The organism is Neptunomonas sp. XY-337 (genome assembly GCF_004959845.1).
GTDB classification, from domain to species: domain Bacteria; phylum Pseudomonadota; class Gammaproteobacteria; order Pseudomonadales; family Balneatricaceae; genus Neptunomonas; species Neptunomonas marina.
The window spans coordinates 125,317-142,000 of record NZ_SPLL01000007.1; the positions used below are offsets into that span (position 1 = coordinate 125,317).

Genomic DNA, 16,684 nt, shown 5'->3' on the forward strand with positions numbered 1-16,684 from the left:
TAAGCGGGCTTTTTTATGACTAACGACCAAGGCGGCGAATCGCCTGTGGTGTAAAGTCTTTGTGTGAGAAGCGTTTCGTAAAGTCGAAGCCGATGCCCTCTTCATTGGTGAGGCCGCCAGCAAGATAGCGCCCTGACTGAAGATCATACAGCAGCTCTGCGGTTAACCAAGGTACATCCACATCACGGAACTGGAATTGGTGCGCTTCACCAACGCGCCACAGTTCGCCGCGCCCATCGTAGTGATCAACCACGGCGGCTTGCCAAGTATCTTCATCGATGTAGAAGGTGCGCTTGGCATAAACATGGCGTGCTCCCTCTTTTAAGGTGGCTTCTACTTTCCAAACACGGTGTAGCTCGTAGCGCGTTAAGTCCGAATTTACGTGGCCTGCCTGCAGGATATCCTCGTAATTTAGCTCACGATCAGCGAGTTTAAAGCTGTTATAAGGGATGTACATCTCTTGTTTGCCAACAAGATTCCACTCATAGCGATCTGGAGCGCCGTTAAACATGTCTAGGTTGTCTGTTGTGCGTTGGCCATCAGTGGCCGTACCCGGTGCATCATATGCAATCTGAGGAGCACGGCGCACTCGACGCTGCCCTGCGTTGTACGTCCAGGCCTGACGCGGTTGTGTAACTTGGTTCATGGTTTCGTGAACCAGCAACACGTTACCCGTTAGGCGAGCAGGTGCTTCAACCTTTTGTACAAAGTAGAACAAAATGTTGTCGTCTGTCTTTGGATCATAGGGCTCTTTTAGGTAGGTTGGCCAAGACATCTTTTCGTTGATCTTAACCGGTGTAAAGCTGCCATTCGCTTGTACAGGGACTTGCACGAATGTACGTTCGAGCGCACCCCCACGGTAGCGTGTCATATGGTTCCAAATCACTTCCAAGCCGTTGGCTGGAATTGGGAAGGGCACGGCCTCAGAAAGGCCTGCAATACCATTGCCGTTATCAGTGAGCTCGGCGCTGGTCGCGTTTTGCGCAACGGCAGAATAAACCTTCTGTGGCAACTTTGCTGTGCGATGCGTTTTATAGACTGGAATCTTAAACGTGTCTGGGTATTTGGCGAGCATCGCTAGCTGGCCTGGCGACAGCTTGTCTTTATACTGATCGGCATTGGCTGCGGTGATGGTAAACAGCGGCTGTTCATCAGCAAAGGGGTTGCTATAACGGTTATCAGCGGATGCGATACCACCCGTCCAAGCGGGGATTGAACCATCGCTATTGCCTGCTTTTTCAGCACCCATGGGTGTTAGATCTTTACCCAATCGAGCAGCTTCTTCTGCTGAGACCGCCGCCAGCGCTGCGATACTCCAACTCATCGACAGTGCTGATGCTACTAGCAGGGTCGTTGATTTAAATGTCATAAGTTTCATCCTCTTCTCTGCGGCTGGGTTAGAACGACACGGAAGCGCTTAAGGAGATAAAGTCGCGGTCTTCTAGCTCGTTATAGTCACCACCAAAGAAATTGGTATAGGACAGCTGAGCAGAGTAGCGTTCTAGATAATCGGCGCGCAGGCTAATGTTGAGCGATTTCTGGTCCTCGTTGAATGCTGCGCCCGGCTGCGGACCATAGCCGCTGAGGCCATGCTTGAAGCTCACCTGTGGAGTCAGCGTGACGCCAGAAAATGCATTCGGGTAGGTAAGAGCCGCGCGAGCAACATAACCGAAGGAGTCTTGGGTTACGAAGCCATCATCATCACCCGGTGCGTATCCAAATACGCCGCTGCGGCCATATTTTAGGGCCGCTGCGCTCTCATCAAAGTTATGGATGTGAGTCCAGCCAAGCTCGCCAATAAGAGCTAAGCGGCTTGCGCCCATAATATTGTTAACGGTTTTAATCACCGTGGTTTGAATCTGAGTGATGTCAAACTGTGTGTAACCGCTGATGTCATCGCCCAGTCCGGCTGTACCGACAGGTACCACAGTACCGTTAGCAGGGTTACCCGGCTGAGTGCCCAACGTGAGCATTGAAGCAACCAGCATAGGGCCATTCAGCTGCAAAGGCACATCTTGTTTATGGCTGATTTCACCCGACCACGCCAAGTCTCCGATGTTGGTATTCCAGCTCACACCAAACATCTTCACATCTTCTGGGTATTCGGTGAAGTAGCGGCTATTGAAAGGTACAGTGCCCTGAACAATCTGCCCCACGGTGGTCGTGACTGTTTGCGCAATAGCTGCTTGAACGGCAGGGTCGGTTACGTCTGCTCCCATACCAATAAACTGCTGCGTGACTTGTGCGGTTACACCCGGCGCCAGCGCTGCACCCAGTGCTGCCGGATCTGTTGGTGTCTTGATACCACTTACGATAGGTAGGCGGCTGTGATAGTTCGCGAAATAGAAACCAAATTCGGTGTCGTTAAGTGACTCTGCGAAATAGCGCGCTGCAAAACCAAACTGGCCGTTATCGTCCGCTTCGCGGACACCGTCTGCATCTCTTAGAACAACAGGCGTGGTACCGGTCAGGTTCCAAGGTGAGGTGTTCGCGACGGCATTGAAGTAGGGTGAGTCAGGAACGAAGTTAAAGTCGCCAGCGTTGACTCGGATGCCGTTACAACCCTGTGCGGCAAAGTCATTGGCAGAGAAATAAGTGCCGCAGCCATCTTCAACCGTAGGCTCCCATGTAAGCTGGTAGAAGGCTTCTAAGCTGAGATTATCGGTAGCACCGAGTGATGCAAAAACCATGTTAACAGGCAGTAAGGCTTCTTTGATTTCTGCACCAGGGCGACGTAGCGCACTGACATCGAACGGGTTGATGGCGTTCAAGCCACCTTGGATGAAAGTACTTTCACCCCAGTTGAGCACTTGGCTACCTAAGCGCAGGTCGAGTGGCTTATTACCAATATCAAAGTTACCCCAAACGTATGCGTCGAGAATTTCGCCGCCGGTGAACTTGGCATAGTCATTGAAGCCTGAATCATCGAGCGGTGTGTTAGCTGCATAGCCGTTGTTGGTGTGGCCATGTGCTCGATTGCCATCGTTTAGCTCAAAATCAACCCAGTACTTTCCTCGAATGAAAGCGCCATAGTTCTCGTAGGTGAGTGATAGTTCGTGCAAACTTTTCAGGGTACGTGAGAACGTATCGCCCCGTTTGAAGTTCTGGTTACCATCATCAAAACTACCAGAGCCTCGCCCCGTGCCTCCATTTGGCGCGGAGATCAGGTCTGAATCAGGGCTCTCAACTCGCCAGCTGGCACCAAGGGACACCTGAGAGTCAAATCGACCTTCGATCTCGCCGAGTTGGAACTCCGCCGCATAGGCTTGTTGCGCCATGGTCAGCGCCAAAATAGTGGGGAGTAGTTTGCGAGAAAATGCGTGAGAGGGAGGCAGAGACTTGGGTGGCACTCCGTTCATTTTTATTGCCATTTTCGTTCACCTTGCATTGTTATTTTTGTAGCAACGGCCGCTACAGCTGTCACGTTATGCTGCTTGTGGTGTTACTTTGTAACCGTCCGTAGAATCACAAGTCGATGCTTTCAAGTCACTTATTCATCACAAGGGCTTGAAATCGTGAATCCATTTCGCCAGTGTAGCTTGATTAAGCATCTTCTACACTGTGCTTAAGTACAACAATAGCAATAATCGCCAGAATAACTAACAAAACAGTGCGATGAGTCATACGGAAATGTGGGTGGCAGTACCAATAAAAATAATAGGCTGCGAGAGTCACTACGCGTGAGGTTATAAAGTTATGGAACGCAAGATCACAGTCCCCAGTGGTTATGTTAAGCACTTGCTGGATTTGGCTGAAGCGCAAGGCTTCGAAGTAGCGAGCCTGCTGGATTATGTCGGCTTACAGCAGGAGGATGTGGATCAGCAAACTGAGTTTCCAGCTGATAAGTTTGGTCAGCTGTATCAGCGCATTATCTGGATTACGCAAGATGAGTCGTTTGGGCTTATGGGGGGCGGACGCGTTCCCAACGGAACCTTTAGGATGATGTGCCATGCGATTTTGCATTGCAGCAGCTTGGAGAAGGCGCTCCACCGATGTACCGACTTTTACGAGATATGCCGCGGCCCAGTTATCAAGCCTGTATTGATTAGACGCGGGCGCTACGCAAAGATCTCTTTTGCGCCGGTTCAAGGGGTCACCGCCGAGGAGTTTGCGCACCTGCTTGAAGTTGAAGCACCTGAAAAGATTCGTGCTTCTATGTCGGTATGGCAGCACTTCACGAGCTGGTTGATTGGTACGCGGCTGGAGTTGAAGGCAGCCTACTTCACCTTTTCAAAGCCCGATGATGCTGACTATTACCGTACTCTGTTCCGCTCTGAGGTGCGCTTTGATCAGCATGATAACGCGATTGTTTTCCCCGCACGCTTTCTGGATTACCCCTTGATTCAAACAGAAGCCTCCCTGCGCGGATTTCTAAAAACAGCACCCTTCCAGTTGCACGTTATGGTGGATGACGATAAGTCTTTGAAGTCGCAAGTGGTTGCGATGTTAGGCAAAGACTTCAGCCGCGAGCTACCGAGTGCTGATGAGGTCGCGTCGATGCTGCATGTTTCGGTATCAACATTGCGGCGCCGGCTGTTAGAAGAGGGGACTTCATATCAAAAGATTAAGGACGATTGTCGTAAAGAAGCAGCCATTAATTACATGAACTCTCCGCACCTCTCCATCAATGATGTTGCCGGGTTAATGGGGTTTGAAGAGCCTTCTGCTTTCTTTCGGTCTTTCAAAAAGTGGACCGGTATGACGCCTGGGCAATACCGTAAAAGTGAAGACTATCAAAATCAGTACTCGCATGAGGTTTGACTTTTTTTGTCAGTGAAAGTGTTGGCTTTCGATATTGCGGTTTCTTGCTCCTTGGTCAATCATCCAACGGACTGAAAAGCTCGCATCCTAGAAGTTGTGAAAGCTGATTGGGGAGCTTTGTCTATATTTCAGCGAGCGTTATAGATAATAAAATTGAGCCGGAGAAGGGTTATGACTGAACGTGAATCGATGGAGTTTGATGTTGTCATCGTCGGTGCAGGGCCTGCGGGCCTCTCGGCAGCTTGCCGACTCATGCAACAAGCTAATGCAGCAGAACAAGAGCTGACCGTTTGTGTCGTAGAAAAAGGCTCAGAAGTGGGCGCACATATCTTATCGGGTGCGGTAATTGAATCACGCGCCCTAGATGAACTCTTCCCCGATTGGAAAGAGCGCGGTGCCCCTCTAAATACCCCGGTCACCGAAGATGAACTCTACCTGCTAAAAGACGGTGAAAGCGCAAAGAAACTGCCCAATGCACTGATTCCCAAAACCATGCACAACGAAGGTAACTATATTGTTAGCTTGGGGAATGTGACACGCTGGTTGGGTGAGCAGGCCGAAGCCCTCGGTGTTGAGATCTTCCCAGGCTTTGCCGCATCGGAAGTGCTATACCACGACGATGGCAGCGTTAAGGGGATCGCAACCGGTGATATGGGCATTGGTGCGGATGGCAGCGAGAAAGACAGCTACATGCCCGGCATGGAGCTGCATGCCAAGTACACCCTATTTGCTGAGGGCTGTCGTGGCCACTTGGGCAAACAGCTATACAGCCAATTCGAATTGGATAAAGACGCTGATGCACAACACTATGGCATCGGTATTAAAGAGCTATGGGATATCGATCCCGCTAAGCACAAGCCGGGTTTAGTGGTACACGGCTCTGGCTGGCCGCTATCAGGGGGCACCAGCGGTGGTTTCTTCCTCTATCATACGGATGATAACCAAGTGGTGGTGGGGCTGATTGTGGATCTGAACTACGCCAACCCGTACATCAGTCCGTTTGATGAGTTCCAGCGCCTCAAGCATCACCCGGTACTAAAGCAACACCTTGAGGGCGGCAAGCGCGTCTCATACGGTGCGCGTGCAATCGCGAAAGGCGGTTTCAATGCGTTACCTGAGATGGTCTTCCCCGGCGGTCTGCTGATCGGTTGTAATGCCGGTACGCTGAACTTTGCCAAGATCAAAGGAACGCACACCGCGATGAAGTCTGGCATGTTAGCCGCAGAGAGCGTCTTTGCCGCGCTGCAAGCCGGTTGCACCGGTGGCAAGAAGCTCGACAGCTTCAACACGGCATTCAAAGACTCGTGGTTGTATGAAGAGCTATACCGCACACGTAACTTTGGACCGGCGATGCATAAGTTTGGGCCGTTCTTGGGTGGTGCGTTCAACTTTATCGACCAAAATATCTTTGGCGGCAAGCTACCGATCACCTTGCGTGATAACCACGAAGATTACGCGCAGATGCGCCCGGCATCGGAATTTACACCCATCGCGTACCCCAAACCGGATGGCGTCTTGAGCTTTGATAAGCTCAGCTCGGTTTTCCTCTCCAACACCAACCACGAAGAGGACCAACCATGCCACTTGACGCTAAAAGACCCGAGCGTTCCGCTGGCGAAAAACCTGCCAACTTACGCGGAACCGGCACAACGTTACTGCCCAGCGGGTGTGTATGAAGTGGTGGAGGATGACGTCGGCCAACCGAGCTTCCAGATCAATGCTCAGAACTGCGTCCACTGCAAAACCTGTGACATCAAAGACCCAGCACAGAATATTGTTTGGGTGACCCCTGAAGGCACGGGCGGACCTAACTATCCGAATATGTGAATGAGCAATATACTTTTAGTAAAAGCACCTTCGGGTGCTTTTTTATTGCGTCCATATTACCATTGCGCTTTAGTTTTAGACGTTCGTCTACTCTCGAGGTTTACATGGATATAGCTGCTTATTTGAATGCGCTGATCGCCCTATTTGTGATTATTGATCCTATCGGCGCAGCGCTAATTTTTCATTCACTTGTGCCACCTGATGATATGGCTCACCGCTTTAAAATGGCGTTAAAGGCAGGGGTTATTTCTTTCGCGTTGTTGGTGTTGTTTGGTAACTTTGGTGAGCCTTTGCTGCACAAGCTTGGTATCAGTATTGATGCGCTACGGATTTCGGGCGGGATTCTGTTGTTTTACACCGCATTCAATATGATCACCAAAGATATGGAGTACACCACTACCACTGAACGTAAAGATATTGCTGTATTTCCCATGTCTATACCGCTGATGGCTGGGCCTGGGTCGTTAACGTTGGCGATTCTGCTTTATTCAAAAGGCGATGCGTCCGCGTCTAACATGGCGGTTACACTGGCCATCTTATCCATTACGGTATCTACCTTTTTGTTGATGATGCTTTCACGATACGTAAAGCGAATCATTGGTCGCACCGGTGATGATATTTTGCGTCGTTTTCTGGGCGTTATTCTTGCGGCATTGGCAATTCAGTTTGTGCATGACGGCGTCGTTAATATGTCAGTTTAATGTGGCTAACGCTCTACAAATGCTCGCTCAATAACATAGTGGCCTAAGTGGCCACTTTTTGCTTCTGCAAACCCTCTTTCGCTCAACTGCTCACTCATCTCTTTTATCATCTCTGGGTTTCCGCACAACATGACTCTATCGGCCGTGGGTGCAAGCGGCGGCAAGCCAAGCGTGTTAGTGAGCTGGTCTGTTTTGAGCAGATCGGTCAAACGGCCCTGATTGCGAAATGGCTCGCGCGTTACCGTTGGAAAGTAGATGAGCTTCTCCTTGACGCTTTCTCCAAAGTAGGGGTTGCTCGTCAATACGTGGCTAATTTCGCGTTGATAAGCTAAGTCAGAGACCTTACGTACGCAGTGCGCCAAAATGACACTCTCGTAGGCATCATAAATAGAGGGGTCCTTAATTAGGCTTAGGAAAGGGGCTAGCCCTGTGCCTGTGGCGAACATGTAGAGCCGTTTTCCTGGCTGTAGGTGGCCATTTACAAGTGTGCCTGTCGTCTTTTGACTTACCCAGAGGGTGTCTCCGGGCTGTATGGTAGCCAACTGGGAGGTTAGGGGGCCATCAGGCACCTTGATGCTAAAAAACTCCAGGTGGTCCTCATAGTTGGCGCTCGCCATACTGTATGCGCGCATAACTTTTCTGCCGTCGCGCTCAATACCGACTAGCGTAAACTGGCCATTCTCGAAACGAAAGCTAGGGTTACGGGTGGTTCGGATACTGAAGAGTGAGTCGTTCCAGTGGTGTACCGAAATGACAGCCTCTTTTTTTATAACACGCATGATGACCTCGGGTGTTTTTCTTAGAAAACGATATGTCGGCTTACGAGCTACCAAAAGTGTTCTAACGCTATAATGGCGCTTTCTGATTGAATTTTGATCATTTTTGATTGTTATTGTTCGAAAATTACTCAAGTTTTTGAAAAAAATCGATTTTTTTGAAAAAAAATCAAAAAAATAGAAAAAGGGTGTTGACTCTTTTTCCGAACTCTATAAAATCTGCGCCCATCCTTTGGAGGGGTGGCTGAGTGGTCGAAAGCACCGGTCTTGAAAACCGGCGAGTCGAGAGGCTCCCAGGGTTCGAATCCCTGCCCCTCCGCCATTTAAAGGATGCTGAAGTTCCTCGATAGCTCAGTTGGTAGAGCAGTAGACTGTTAATCTATTGGTCGCTGGTTCGAGTCCAGCTCGAGGAGCCACTTCAGTGGGTCGTTAGCTCAGTGGTAGAGCAGTTGGCTTTTAACCAATTGGTCATAGGTTCAAATCCTATACGACCCACCACTTTTCTTCTTTATATGGGTCGTTAGCTCAGTGGTAGAGCAGTTGGCTTTTAACCAATTGGTCATAGGTTCAAATCCTATACGACCCACCATTTTCCTAGATAGGTAATTTGCTTATTTGGGCTTTGAGTTCCTCGATAGCTCAGTTGGTAGAGCAGTAGACTGTTAATCTATTGGTCGCTGGTTCGAGTCCAGCTCGAGGAGCCAACTCTATTTTTTCTCCGGGTCGTTAGCTCAGTGGTAGAGCAGTTGGCTTTTAACCAATTGGTCATAGGTTCAAATCCTATACGACCCACCATTCTTATTACCACTTTTTACGCTGTATTTAGGTGGTTCATTTGTCATATCGATATTCGATACCCACAATCTCATAGTACACTTCGTTGCCATTGGGCTTAGTAAACGTGACTTCATCGTTGAGCTGCTTTTTAACCAGTTGGCGCGCGAGAGGTGAATCGATGCTAATGTAGTCAGGTTGGTCGCCAATCTCGTCTGCTCCAACTAAGCGGTAACAATGCTGCTGGTCATCTTCGTCTAGCAGTGTGACCCAAGCGCCAAAAAAAACCATGTTTGGGTTATCCGGTGCTCTTTCAACCACAACGATATCTTCAAGCCGCTTAGCGAGGTAACGCACGCGGCGATCAATCTCGCGTAGCTGCTTCTTGCCATAAATATATTCGGCGTTTTCAGAGCGATCACCTTGTGCTGCAGCTTCTTTAACGGCCTGTGTGACCTGTGGCCGCTTCACTTTCCAAAGCTCTTTTAGCTCGCTGTTTAAGCGCTCATACCCCTCTACGGTGATATACTTGCTGCTGCGTGGTTGTGGTGCGCGCCAGCGTCCCATGAACTAACCTCGTCGAATTATAGTGGTAAAGATGTGCCTACCGATGCCGCTATAAGAAATTGATCACTTAACCTGAGCATTCTCATGCAAGCAGACAAAATCCAGCACAGAATAGAGACGTATACTTCGTCACTGCCACAGGCGGTGCAGGCGTCCCATGGAGCTCAGTTTGCGATGCTATTAAGCCTGATCTCTGAAAATCAGGCAAATCAGTATGTGCCTACCGCAAGGGCGTTGGAGCAAGCTACCGGTACTGACTTCCGGTTACCCGAAACGGATACACAAACGCGCTCAGAGGATATCTACACGCCAACGATTGTGCGCCGCTTCAATACCGCTGTAGCCGAGCATTTAACGGGTGACTTTGCTTATCTAAATAGCCATGTAAAAACTAAGGCTGAGCAGCCGCGTATCAGTTCATCTGGGGCTGATGCATTTGCGAAAGTTAGCTTAATGTCAGCAGGTAAGCTGATGCTTGATGAGATCACGCAGTCGCGTCTAGTGACAACAGCTTAGTCGCGCTAAGTTAACCACGTAATCAACTCTTCATTATCCCCTTCAACCTTCCACCATTCATCTGGGTCATCACCATTATTCCATCCGCTGGCTATGCAGCGAATTTGTGTTTCTAATGCTGTTGAAGCGGCTCTTGCACAGTCGATATCCTTTTCCCAAGGCGTGTGGTTCTCCTTGAACCAAACACTTGTCCACGCTTTTCCGGCTACTTTCTCATGGATGAGAACAGGGACTCGATGGCCATCAATAAGTAAGGTAAACGCATGGGTGCCGGGTTGAGAGGCTTCCTGCGTGACCTGTTCAGCAACGCTTTGTAACCACTTATGTAGGCTATCTGGCGAGCAATTTTTTACATATATTTCGATGTCGGGGTGGCGGTTGTCACTCATGATCAGTATCAGTCGTCAGTAAAGAAGCTTAAAAAGAGTTTAGCACCCATCGTTCATGTGCTGTCAGCATTCAAAGTGATGCTAACAAGCATCGGGTGCGGTATTGGTTCAGCATAGTTTATAGGAAAAGGATAGATAATCGTATGAGACGGAGAACTCGGCGGCGCTTACGAAAGCTGCGGCGTGTAATGGGGTATTTAACAGTAGCTGCTGTGCTGGTCTATTTTGGTGGTGTGTATATGACCAGCCAAAAGGTTTCCCTTACAGTTGAGTCACAAACTAAGCAGTTGGCTGAGCATTTAGCCCCTTTCGGCGCTTTTTCGATGACAGGGCAGTCTGGATTGTTCAGTAGTGAATATGAGCTCTCACTGTTGGTTGATAAATTGCCTGACCCGTTCAATAGCTGGCTACGGTCGGGGGAGGTTGTAACGCTTGCTTTAAAAGTCAGTCACGGATTCTTTAGCGCTCATTCGCGCGTTGAGTTACTGCCAGGCGTGCTGCGAGAGCGATTAGCATTCTATCAAGACAGCCCGCAGCAAGTACCGTTTGAAATCGCCGCAACGCACCGACTATCGCCGTTCGATACGAGGTTGATAGAGGAGCTACGTATCAAAACGGATGCGTTTACACTCTCTACCGACTCCGCCCGAGGGCATCTTGGCGAGATTGGCATCAGTTACTACCATCGTGGATCTCGTTTACAGTCGATGTTTAAGGTGGATGAATTGACCCTAGTCGGGGAGCAGGGCGAGTTATCCTTGCAAGATATCCACGGTAATCAGTCAGGGTTGTTAGATCATGACGGGCGCTTTGCTGAGCTCGAGGGGCTCATTCGCGTAGAAACAGCCACCTTCGATCAAGTTACGACTAAAACCGAGGTGTCGGGGGCGGAGGTCGATCTCTTTCAAAAGCGCGAAGCACAAACGCTTCGTTCGGATATCGATCTGCTGTTTACCTCCGCGGTGGTGTCTATGCCAGGGGCTTTAAGCCGCAAGTTTGATCTTTTTCGTGCCGATCTTGCAGTGGAAACTCCACACTTGGATACTGAGCGTTTAGTCAGTCTTCTTGGCAGTTTCACGGATGGTGGCCAGAGTGCACAGCTCGAACAATGGTTAGCAAGCGGTGCTGAGATGACGTTAAAAGAGACCATCGTATCCGTCGGTGGCTCGCGTATTGAGGCGAGTGGCAGTGGCCGTGTTGGTGCTGGTGAAGGTCGTTTAGGGCCGCGCACGCAAGCGAAGGGTAGTTTGCGTATGGAGAAAACTCTTGCGCCTTGGCTGCAAGAGGTGGCTGGTATAGATATGGGGCAGCTTGCATTGGATGGCTGGATGAGCGAGAAGGGGAGTAACTACATCAGTCGGATTGCGTTCTCTGAAGAGATCGTTACTGTGAATGGTAAACACTTTGATCTTAGCGCTGAGAATCCTCTTGAAGAAAGCGAATCAGGCGCAGCAAGCTCAGACTGATAAAGCCAACGGCGGCGAAGAGCAGCCCAACGGCGATAAGCACAACGCCAGTAAAGGCGACGATCTCTTGGGTGAGTGACTGCTGAAACAAAAATTCAGCAGTCACAATAAGCAGTAACCCGAAGAAACAACTCGCTAGCCCTCCGAGCAGCCAAACGAGGTTTTGCTTCACCTGATCTGCTTGGCGTATCACACGCCTAAGAACGCGTTTAGTCAGTGTTTGCATGATCATCAGAGCTGGGGTGAAACTCACCCAGATTGACATCAAAGGTTAACGTCAGCGGCAGCTGTTCAAGCAGTTGCTGGCGTTTCTCCTGCTTCATACGTTGGCCGTGAGGCGTCATGTGTAGCAGCGCGTCGAGCTCATCTTCGTTGGTTAAGCTGAACGAAAAGCTGTGTTGCTCTACCTTGGCGACTGAAAAATGATCGGCCAGCTCTTTGATGGGATCAAAGCGTGAGGGCTTAATCTCCTCGTAGATAGCCAGGCGCAGCTCGATTAAGTGTTGCTCACCGGGCCATGCATATAGCAAGGTGCCGCCTGAACTCATAACTTTTGCGAGTGCGTCGGGCATCAGGCGGCTGAAGAGTACAACCAAGATATCTTGGGAATGCTGTGGCACGGGCATATCGGCCCCAGAGGCAACAATCCAACAGATATCACGGTTGCGGCGTGATGCCGCCTTGATCGCTTCTTTGGAGATATCGAGTCCGATCACCTCGGCAGAACTTGGCAAAGCGGCGGCGATCGCTGCAGTGTAATAGCCTTCACCGCAGCCCATATCAAGTACTTTGGGTGCATCGCGCAGTTGTGTTTGCTGGCTAACTTTTGCACAAAGTGCTCTCAAAAAGGGTAGATAGTGGCCTTTTTCCAGAAAGCGCGTTCTTGCCGCAACCATCTGCGCGTTGTCGCCGGGTGCCCGCGAGCGCTTCTTCTGCACGGGTAACAGGTGCCAATAACCCTGCTTCGCTTGATCAAAGCTGTGGTTATTGGCGCACCGTAGCGTGCGTTGTGTAAGCACTAAAGGAGCTTGGCAGAGCGGGCAGCTGAGTTGGGCCATCTGATTGTTACCGCTCATTCGGTTAGCAAGCGCGCCATAATGTTTTCGTACATATCGCTCAGCGTATCTAAGTCTTTGACGCTGACACGCTCGTCCACTTTGTGAATCGTCGCATTGACTGGGCCTAACTCCACAACCTGCGCACCTGTTGGGGCAATAAAGCGGCCATCTGACGTGCCTCCCGATGTGGATAACTCAGTGTCGTAGCCGGTAATCGCTTTAATAGCTTGTTGAGCCGCGTTGACCAGCTCGCCCTCAGCTGTCAGGAAAGGGTTGCCTGAGAGAGTCCACTCGATGCTCCAATCAAGGTTATGTTGCTCAAGAATCGTTTGTACTTGCGCTTTTAAACCCTCAGCTGTGGATTCGGTGGAGAAGCGGAAATTGAAGTCCACTTCGATCTGGCCAGGCACCACATTAGTTGCGCCAGTGCCGGCATGAATATTGGAAATTTGGAAACTGGTGGGAGGGAAGAAGTCGTTACCCTTGTCCCACTCTTTCGCGGCTAGCTCCGCTAATGCCGGTGCCGCCTCATGGATTGGGTTACGCACAAGGTGTGGATAAGCGACATGGCCTTGAATACCGTTAACGTGCAGCTTGCCACTGAGTGAGCCACGGCGGCCATTTTTGATGATATCGCCGACTTTAGCTGTGCTGGACGGTTCGCCCACGATGCACCAGTCAATCTTCTCATTCCGAGCTTCAAGGTGGTCGATGACGCGAGTGGTACCATTGATAAATGGCCCCTCCTCATCACTGGTGATCAATAAGGCAATGGAGCCGTTGTGGTCAGGGTGGTGGTCGATAAAGCGCTCTAGAGCAGTCATGAAGGCAGCGATGCTTCCTTTCATATCCGCAGCGCCACGGCCACATAGATAACCATCTTGAATAACAGGCTCGAACGGAGGGTGTGACCAACGCTCAACGGGACCGGTAGGTACGACATCGGTGTGGCCAGCAAAGCAAAACAGCGGGCCTTCGGTACCGCGGCGTGCCCAAAAGTTAGTCACCTCTTCAAACGGCAAGCGCTCAATGGTAAAGCCCATGGCAGTGAGCCGTTCAATCATCATCTCCTGGCAGCCAGCGTCTTCAGGTGTGACCGAAGGGCGGGAGATTAGGTCTTTGGCAAGTTCAAGCGTGGCAGATGTCATCACAGCTCCAGTGTTCGAGTAGTAGAGAAAAATCAGGCCCGTCGAAACGGGCCTGTCGGCTTACAGATTTACACGAGGTTAGTTGTGCTTGTGTAGCTCTGCGTTTAGCTCGATAGCAGACTGGTTTGTCTTCACTTCGATACGGCCGTTTTGAGAGTTACGACGGAACAGAAGATCTGGTTTACCGGCAAGCTCTGCAGCTTTAACAACACCGACTTCGTTGTTCTGATCATCCAGTAATGTCACTTTTGATCCTGCTGTAACATAAAGTCCTGCTTCCAGTGTGCAGCGGTCGCCTAGTGGCAAGCCGAGGCCCGCATTTGCGCCTAGCAGGCAGTTTTCGCCCACAGAAATCACCACGTTATTGCCCCCTGATAGCGTACCCATCGTGGAGGCACCGCCGCCAATGTCAGAACCGTTGCCAACCACAACCCCAGCAGAGATACGGCCTTCTACCATCGATACGCCCATTGTACCGGCATTGAAATTGATGAAACCTTCGTGCATCACCGTGGTGCCTTCACCAACGTGCGCACCCAGACGGATGCGTGATGCATCACCGACACGGATGCCCTCTGGAACAACATAGTTGGTCATTTGTGGGAATTTATCCACAGATTGAACATTGAGTACACGGCCTTGCGCACGCGCTGCAAGCTGTCGGCGTGGCAAGTCTTCAAGCGCGATAGCGCCTTCGCTTGTCCACGCAACGTTCGGTAGCAAACCAAACATGCCTGATAGGTCAGTGCCGTGCGGCTTAACTAAGCGGTGGGACAACAGAGCAAGCTTAAGGTATACCTCAGCAGTGGTTGCCGGTGCTGAATCTGTCGCCAGGATTGTTACAACCATCGGTTGCTGCGTACCTTTCAGTACTTCCACGATCTCGGCTTGATCTTCGGCATCAACGCTTAGATATGCCGCTTCTAAGTCTTTTAGTTGCTCTTCGCAGATCTCGATAGCAGCATCGCCACCTTCATAGCCAAGCTTGTCGCTTACCGCTTGGATCAGCGCGTCAGACGGGTTAAGAAGCGGTTTATTGTAGTAGATCTCTAACCAGTCACCGTTGGAAGATTGGGTACCGATCCCTAGACCAAATGCAAAGTAACTCATGTATCGTCTCCGTCTAATGCTTATTGCGCAAAAATTGTTTGATAAGTCGGCTCCTTGAAGCCCACTTCAATATGTTCGTTATTGATCAAAACTGGACGCTTAATGAGCGCAGGGTTTTCTAAAATCACCGCTCGCGCTAACGTGTTGTCCATAGCCGCTTTCTGCTCGTCGCTCAATTGGCGCCAAGTCGTGCCCCGTTTGTTGATCAAGCCTTCCCAACCTAGCTGTTCTAACCAGCTATCGAGTAGTTGCTCCTCAAGGCCGTCGACACGAAAATCATGAAATTGATAATCGATCGATTGATTGTCTAGCCACTTACGTGCTTTTTTAATCGTATCGCAGTTTTTAATGCCGTATAACGTCGTACTCATGCATTGTCTCCTAGTCGCTCGATAAAGCGGCGAATGCGCTCTGCACCTTCAACACACTCCTCAACTGTCGCGACCAACGCCATGCGTACATAGCCTGCACCCGGCACAACCCCATCGACTTCACGAGACAGGTAGCGGCCTGGTAGTACGGTCATATGCTCCTCCGCGAATAGGCGTTGAGCAAAGATATCATCTGCGATCGGCGTTTTTGCCCACAGATAGAAGCTCGCCTCTGGTTGCTCTACTTCCATAACAGGGGAGAGAATCTCAACCACTTTGGCAAACTTCTCGCGATACAGGTCGCGGTTGGCTTTGACGTGTGCTTCATCTTGCCATGCAGCAATAGACGCTAGTTGATGCTGAACCGGCATTGAGCAACCGTGATAAGTGCGATACTGCAGGAATGGACCGAGTAGCTTGGCATCTCCTGCGACAAAGCCAGAACGTAACCCCGGAAGGTTAGAGCGCTTTGACAAGCTATGCATCACGATACACTTATCGAAGTCGTTGCGGTCGAGTTTCGCGCAAGCTTCCAGCAGGCCGATTGGCGGATTCGCTTCATCCAAATAGATCTCGGAGTAACATTCATCCGAAACAATAGTGAAGTCATACTGATCAGCCAACTTAATTAATTTCGCCAGCGTATCGAAGTGCGTAACTGCGCCGGTTGGGTTGCTGGGTGAACAGATAAATAAAATTTGGCAACGCTCCCATACGTCAGCAGGGACTGCGTCATAATCGGGGATAAAGCCATTATCGCCGGTGCAGTTAAGGTAGTGAGGTTCTGCACCTGCTAGGTAAGCTGCGCCTTCGTAGATTTGGTAAAACGGATTAGGCGAAATCACCAGAGCGTTTGGCTTGCGCTCAACCGCGGCTTGCGTAAATGCAAAAATAGCTTCACGTGTACCATTTACCGGCAGCACATGGCTGTCGGCTGTTAGCGTATTCGGAGCCAGATGAAAACGTTGCGTACACCACGTGGCGATTGCTTCACGCAACTCAGGCATACCTTTTGTGGTTGGGTAATTTGCCAGTGCGTTGATGTTGTCTGTTAAGGTCTTGACGACAAAATCGGGGGAAGCGTGCTTGGGCTCACCAATAGAAAAGGCGATATGTGCCAACTCAGAAGGCGGAGTGACCTCAGCTTTCAATGCAGTTAGCTTCTCGAAAGGGTAGGGTTGCAGGCGCGCGAGATCCCGGTTCATAGTTTTTCCTTCCAG

Annotated in this window: 16 protein-coding genes and 6 tRNA genes; 11 read left to right on the top strand and 11 right to left on the bottom strand. The window is 50.3% G+C overall.

The genetic code is table 11. The annotated features are described in order from the left end of the window. Positions 1 to 19 precede the first annotated feature (19 nt). Both E4L36_RS15400 and E4L36_RS15405 read right to left on the bottom strand, forming a co-directional pair. On the bottom strand, positions 20 to 1,369 hold the full coding sequence (locus E4L36_RS15400; protein ID WP_136681341.1) for a DUF1329 domain-containing protein: 1,350 nt from the start codon (positions 1,367 to 1,369) through the stop codon (positions 20 to 22). A gap of 28 nt (positions 1,370 to 1,397) precedes the next feature. Continuing rightward, positions 1,398 to 3,371: a DUF1302 domain-containing protein gene (locus E4L36_RS15405; protein ID WP_136681342.1), complete on the bottom strand. Its 1,974-nt coding sequence runs from the start codon at positions 3,369 to 3,371 to the stop codon at positions 1,398 to 1,400. 325 nt (positions 3,372 to 3,696) lie between these two features. Here E4L36_RS15405 and E4L36_RS15410 point away from each other — a divergent pair, with 325 nt between their 5' ends. From E4L36_RS15410 to E4L36_RS15420, 3 genes are all read left to right on the top strand, one after another. Beyond that, positions 3,697 to 4,761 carry an AraC family transcriptional regulator gene (locus E4L36_RS15410; protein WP_127694819.1) on the top strand — a complete coding sequence of 355 codons (1,065 nt, stop codon included), beginning with the start codon at positions 3,697 to 3,699 and terminating at the stop codon, positions 4,759 to 4,761. A gap of 171 nt (positions 4,762 to 4,932) precedes the next feature. Next, positions 4,933 to 6,588, top strand: a complete 1,656-nt coding sequence (locus E4L36_RS15415; RefSeq protein ID WP_136681343.1) for an electron transfer flavoprotein-ubiquinone oxidoreductase — start codon at positions 4,933 to 4,935, stop codon at positions 6,586 to 6,588. Positions 6,589 to 6,692: 104 nt separating this feature from the next. Continuing rightward, complete coding sequence (locus E4L36_RS15420) at positions 6,693 to 7,289, top strand: MarC family protein (RefSeq protein ID WP_136681344.1); 597 nt, start codon at positions 6,693 to 6,695, stop codon at positions 7,287 to 7,289. A gap of 5 nt (positions 7,290 to 7,294) precedes the next feature. Here E4L36_RS15420 and E4L36_RS15425 read toward each other — a convergent pair whose 3' ends face one another. Then, positions 7,295 to 8,068 (bottom strand): ferredoxin--NADP reductase, encoded by a 774-nt coding sequence (locus E4L36_RS15425; RefSeq protein WP_136681345.1) that lies wholly within the window; start codon positions 8,066 to 8,068, stop codon positions 7,295 to 7,297. 231 nt (positions 8,069 to 8,299) lie between these two features. On the opposite strand from E4L36_RS15425, the gene E4L36_RS15430 reads away from it, so the two are divergent. From E4L36_RS15430 to E4L36_RS15455, 6 genes are all read left to right on the top strand, one after another. Continuing rightward, positions 8,300 to 8,387: transfer RNA gene (locus tag E4L36_RS15430), tRNA-Ser, on the top strand. Between the two features lie 18 nt (positions 8,388 to 8,405). Next, positions 8,406 to 8,481: transfer RNA gene (locus tag E4L36_RS15435), tRNA-Asn, on the top strand. Positions 8,482 to 8,488: 7 nt separating this feature from the next. Then, positions 8,489 to 8,563: transfer RNA gene (locus E4L36_RS15440), tRNA-Lys, on the top strand. A gap of 16 nt (positions 8,564 to 8,579) precedes the next feature. Continuing rightward, positions 8,580 to 8,654, top strand: a tRNA-Lys gene (locus E4L36_RS15445). A 39-nt stretch (positions 8,655 to 8,693) separates the two neighbouring features. After that, positions 8,694 to 8,769 (top strand) — tRNA-Asn (locus E4L36_RS15450). A 16-nt stretch (positions 8,770 to 8,785) separates the two neighbouring features. Beyond that, positions 8,786 to 8,860: transfer RNA gene (locus E4L36_RS15455), tRNA-Lys, on the top strand. A gap of 36 nt (positions 8,861 to 8,896) precedes the next feature. Here the strand turns inward: E4L36_RS15455 and greB are convergent. Continuing rightward, positions 8,897 to 9,406, bottom strand: coding sequence for a transcription elongation factor GreB (gene greB / locus E4L36_RS15460; RefSeq protein ID WP_136681346.1), 510 nt, complete (start codon positions 9,404 to 9,406; stop codon positions 8,897 to 8,899). Positions 9,407 to 9,490: 84 nt separating this feature from the next. Here greB and E4L36_RS15465 point away from each other — a divergent pair, with 84 nt between their 5' ends. Further along, positions 9,491 to 9,922, top strand: a complete 432-nt coding sequence (locus E4L36_RS15465; protein ID WP_136681347.1) for a hypothetical protein — start codon at positions 9,491 to 9,493, stop codon at positions 9,920 to 9,922. Positions 9,923 to 9,927: 5 nt separating this feature from the next. Here the strand turns inward: E4L36_RS15465 and E4L36_RS15470 are convergent, their stop codons facing one another. Further along, positions 9,928 to 10,311, bottom strand: a complete 384-nt coding sequence (locus tag E4L36_RS15470) for a hypothetical protein (protein WP_136681348.1) — start codon at positions 10,309 to 10,311, stop codon at positions 9,928 to 9,930. A 143-nt stretch (positions 10,312 to 10,454) separates the two neighbouring features. On the opposite strand from E4L36_RS15470, the gene E4L36_RS15475 reads away from it, so the two are divergent. Next, positions 10,455 to 11,777 carry a DUF945 family protein gene (locus E4L36_RS15475; RefSeq protein WP_136681349.1) on the top strand — a complete coding sequence of 441 codons (1,323 nt, stop codon included), beginning with the start codon at positions 10,455 to 10,457 and terminating at the stop codon, positions 11,775 to 11,777. Here E4L36_RS15475 and E4L36_RS15480 read toward each other — a convergent pair. The 6 genes from E4L36_RS15480 to dapC form a co-directional block, all read right to left on the bottom strand. Beyond that, entirely contained in the window at positions 11,722 to 12,003 is a 282-nt protein-coding gene (locus tag E4L36_RS15480; RefSeq protein ID WP_136681350.1) for a hypothetical protein, read from the bottom strand. The genes E4L36_RS15475 and E4L36_RS15480 overlap by 56 nt on opposite strands. After that, positions 11,987 to 12,835, bottom strand: coding sequence for a putative RNA methyltransferase (locus E4L36_RS15485; RefSeq protein ID WP_136681351.1), 849 nt, complete (start codon positions 12,833 to 12,835; stop codon positions 11,987 to 11,989). The genes E4L36_RS15480 and E4L36_RS15485 overlap by 17 nt, the downstream gene beginning before the upstream one ends. Positions 12,836 to 12,849: 14 nt before the next feature. Continuing rightward, positions 12,850 to 13,983 (bottom strand): succinyl-diaminopimelate desuccinylase, encoded by a 1,134-nt coding sequence (gene dapE, locus E4L36_RS15490; protein WP_127694832.1) that lies wholly within the window; start codon positions 13,981 to 13,983, stop codon positions 12,850 to 12,852. Positions 13,984 to 14,061: 78 nt separating this feature from the next. After that, positions 14,062 to 15,093, bottom strand: coding sequence for a 2,3,4,5-tetrahydropyridine-2,6-dicarboxylate N-succinyltransferase (gene dapD, locus E4L36_RS15495; protein WP_136681352.1), 1,032 nt, complete (start codon positions 15,091 to 15,093; stop codon positions 14,062 to 14,064). 20 nt (positions 15,094 to 15,113) lie between these two features. Beyond that, positions 15,114 to 15,464: an ArsC family reductase gene (locus E4L36_RS15500; protein WP_127694834.1), complete on the bottom strand. Its 351-nt coding sequence runs from the start codon at positions 15,462 to 15,464 to the stop codon at positions 15,114 to 15,116. Beyond that, positions 15,461 to 16,669 (bottom strand): succinyldiaminopimelate transaminase, encoded by a 1,209-nt coding sequence (gene dapC / locus E4L36_RS15505; RefSeq protein WP_136681353.1) that lies wholly within the window; start codon positions 16,667 to 16,669, stop codon positions 15,461 to 15,463. The genes E4L36_RS15500 and dapC overlap by 4 nt, the downstream gene beginning before the upstream one ends. Positions 16,670 to 16,684: the final 15 nt, after the last annotated feature.

Coding starts and splice junctions, on each gene's coding strand:
- E4L36_RS15485 (WP_136681351.1), bottom strand. CDS start 12,835: ATGGCCCAACTCAGCTGCCCGCTCTGCCAAGCTCCTTTAGTGCTTACA.
- E4L36_RS15500 (WP_127694834.1), bottom strand. CDS start 15,464: ATGAGTACGACGTTATACGGCATTAAAAACTGCGATACGATTAAAAAA.
- E4L36_RS15400 (WP_136681341.1), bottom strand. CDS start 1,369: ATGACATTTAAATCAACGACCCTGCTAGTAGCATCAGCACTGTCGATG.
- E4L36_RS15425 (WP_136681345.1), bottom strand. CDS start 8,068: ATGCGTGTTATAAAAAAAGAGGCTGTCATTTCGGTACACCACTGGAAC.
- E4L36_RS15415 (WP_136681343.1), top strand. CDS start 4,933: ATGACTGAACGTGAATCGATGGAGTTTGATGTTGTCATCGTCGGTGCA.
- dapE (WP_127694832.1), bottom strand. CDS start 13,983: ATGACATCTGCCACGCTTGAACTTGCCAAAGACCTAATCTCCCGCCCT.
- E4L36_RS15465 (WP_136681347.1), top strand. CDS start 9,491: ATGCAAGCAGACAAAATCCAGCACAGAATAGAGACGTATACTTCGTCA.
- E4L36_RS15475 (WP_136681349.1), top strand. CDS start 10,455: ATGAGACGGAGAACTCGGCGGCGCTTACGAAAGCTGCGGCGTGTAATG.
- E4L36_RS15480 (WP_136681350.1), bottom strand. CDS start 12,003: ATGCAAACACTGACTAAACGCGTTCTTAGGCGTGTGATACGCCAAGCA.
- E4L36_RS15470 (WP_136681348.1), bottom strand. CDS start 10,311: ATGAGTGACAACCGCCACCCCGACATCGAAATATATGTAAAAAATTGC.
- E4L36_RS15405 (WP_136681342.1), bottom strand. CDS start 3,371: ATGGCAATAAAAATGAACGGAGTGCCACCCAAGTCTCTGCCTCCCTCT.
- dapC (WP_136681353.1), bottom strand. CDS start 16,669: ATGAACCGGGATCTCGCGCGCCTGCAACCCTACCCTTTCGAGAAGCTA.
- dapD (WP_136681352.1), bottom strand. CDS start 15,093: ATGAGTTACTTTGCATTTGGTCTAGGGATCGGTACCCAATCTTCCAAC.
- E4L36_RS15410 (WP_127694819.1), top strand. CDS start 3,697: ATGGAACGCAAGATCACAGTCCCCAGTGGTTATGTTAAGCACTTGCTG.
- E4L36_RS15420 (WP_136681344.1), top strand. CDS start 6,693: ATGGATATAGCTGCTTATTTGAATGCGCTGATCGCCCTATTTGTGATT.
- greB (WP_136681346.1), bottom strand. CDS start 9,406: ATGGGACGCTGGCGCGCACCACAACCACGCAGCAGCAAGTATATCACC.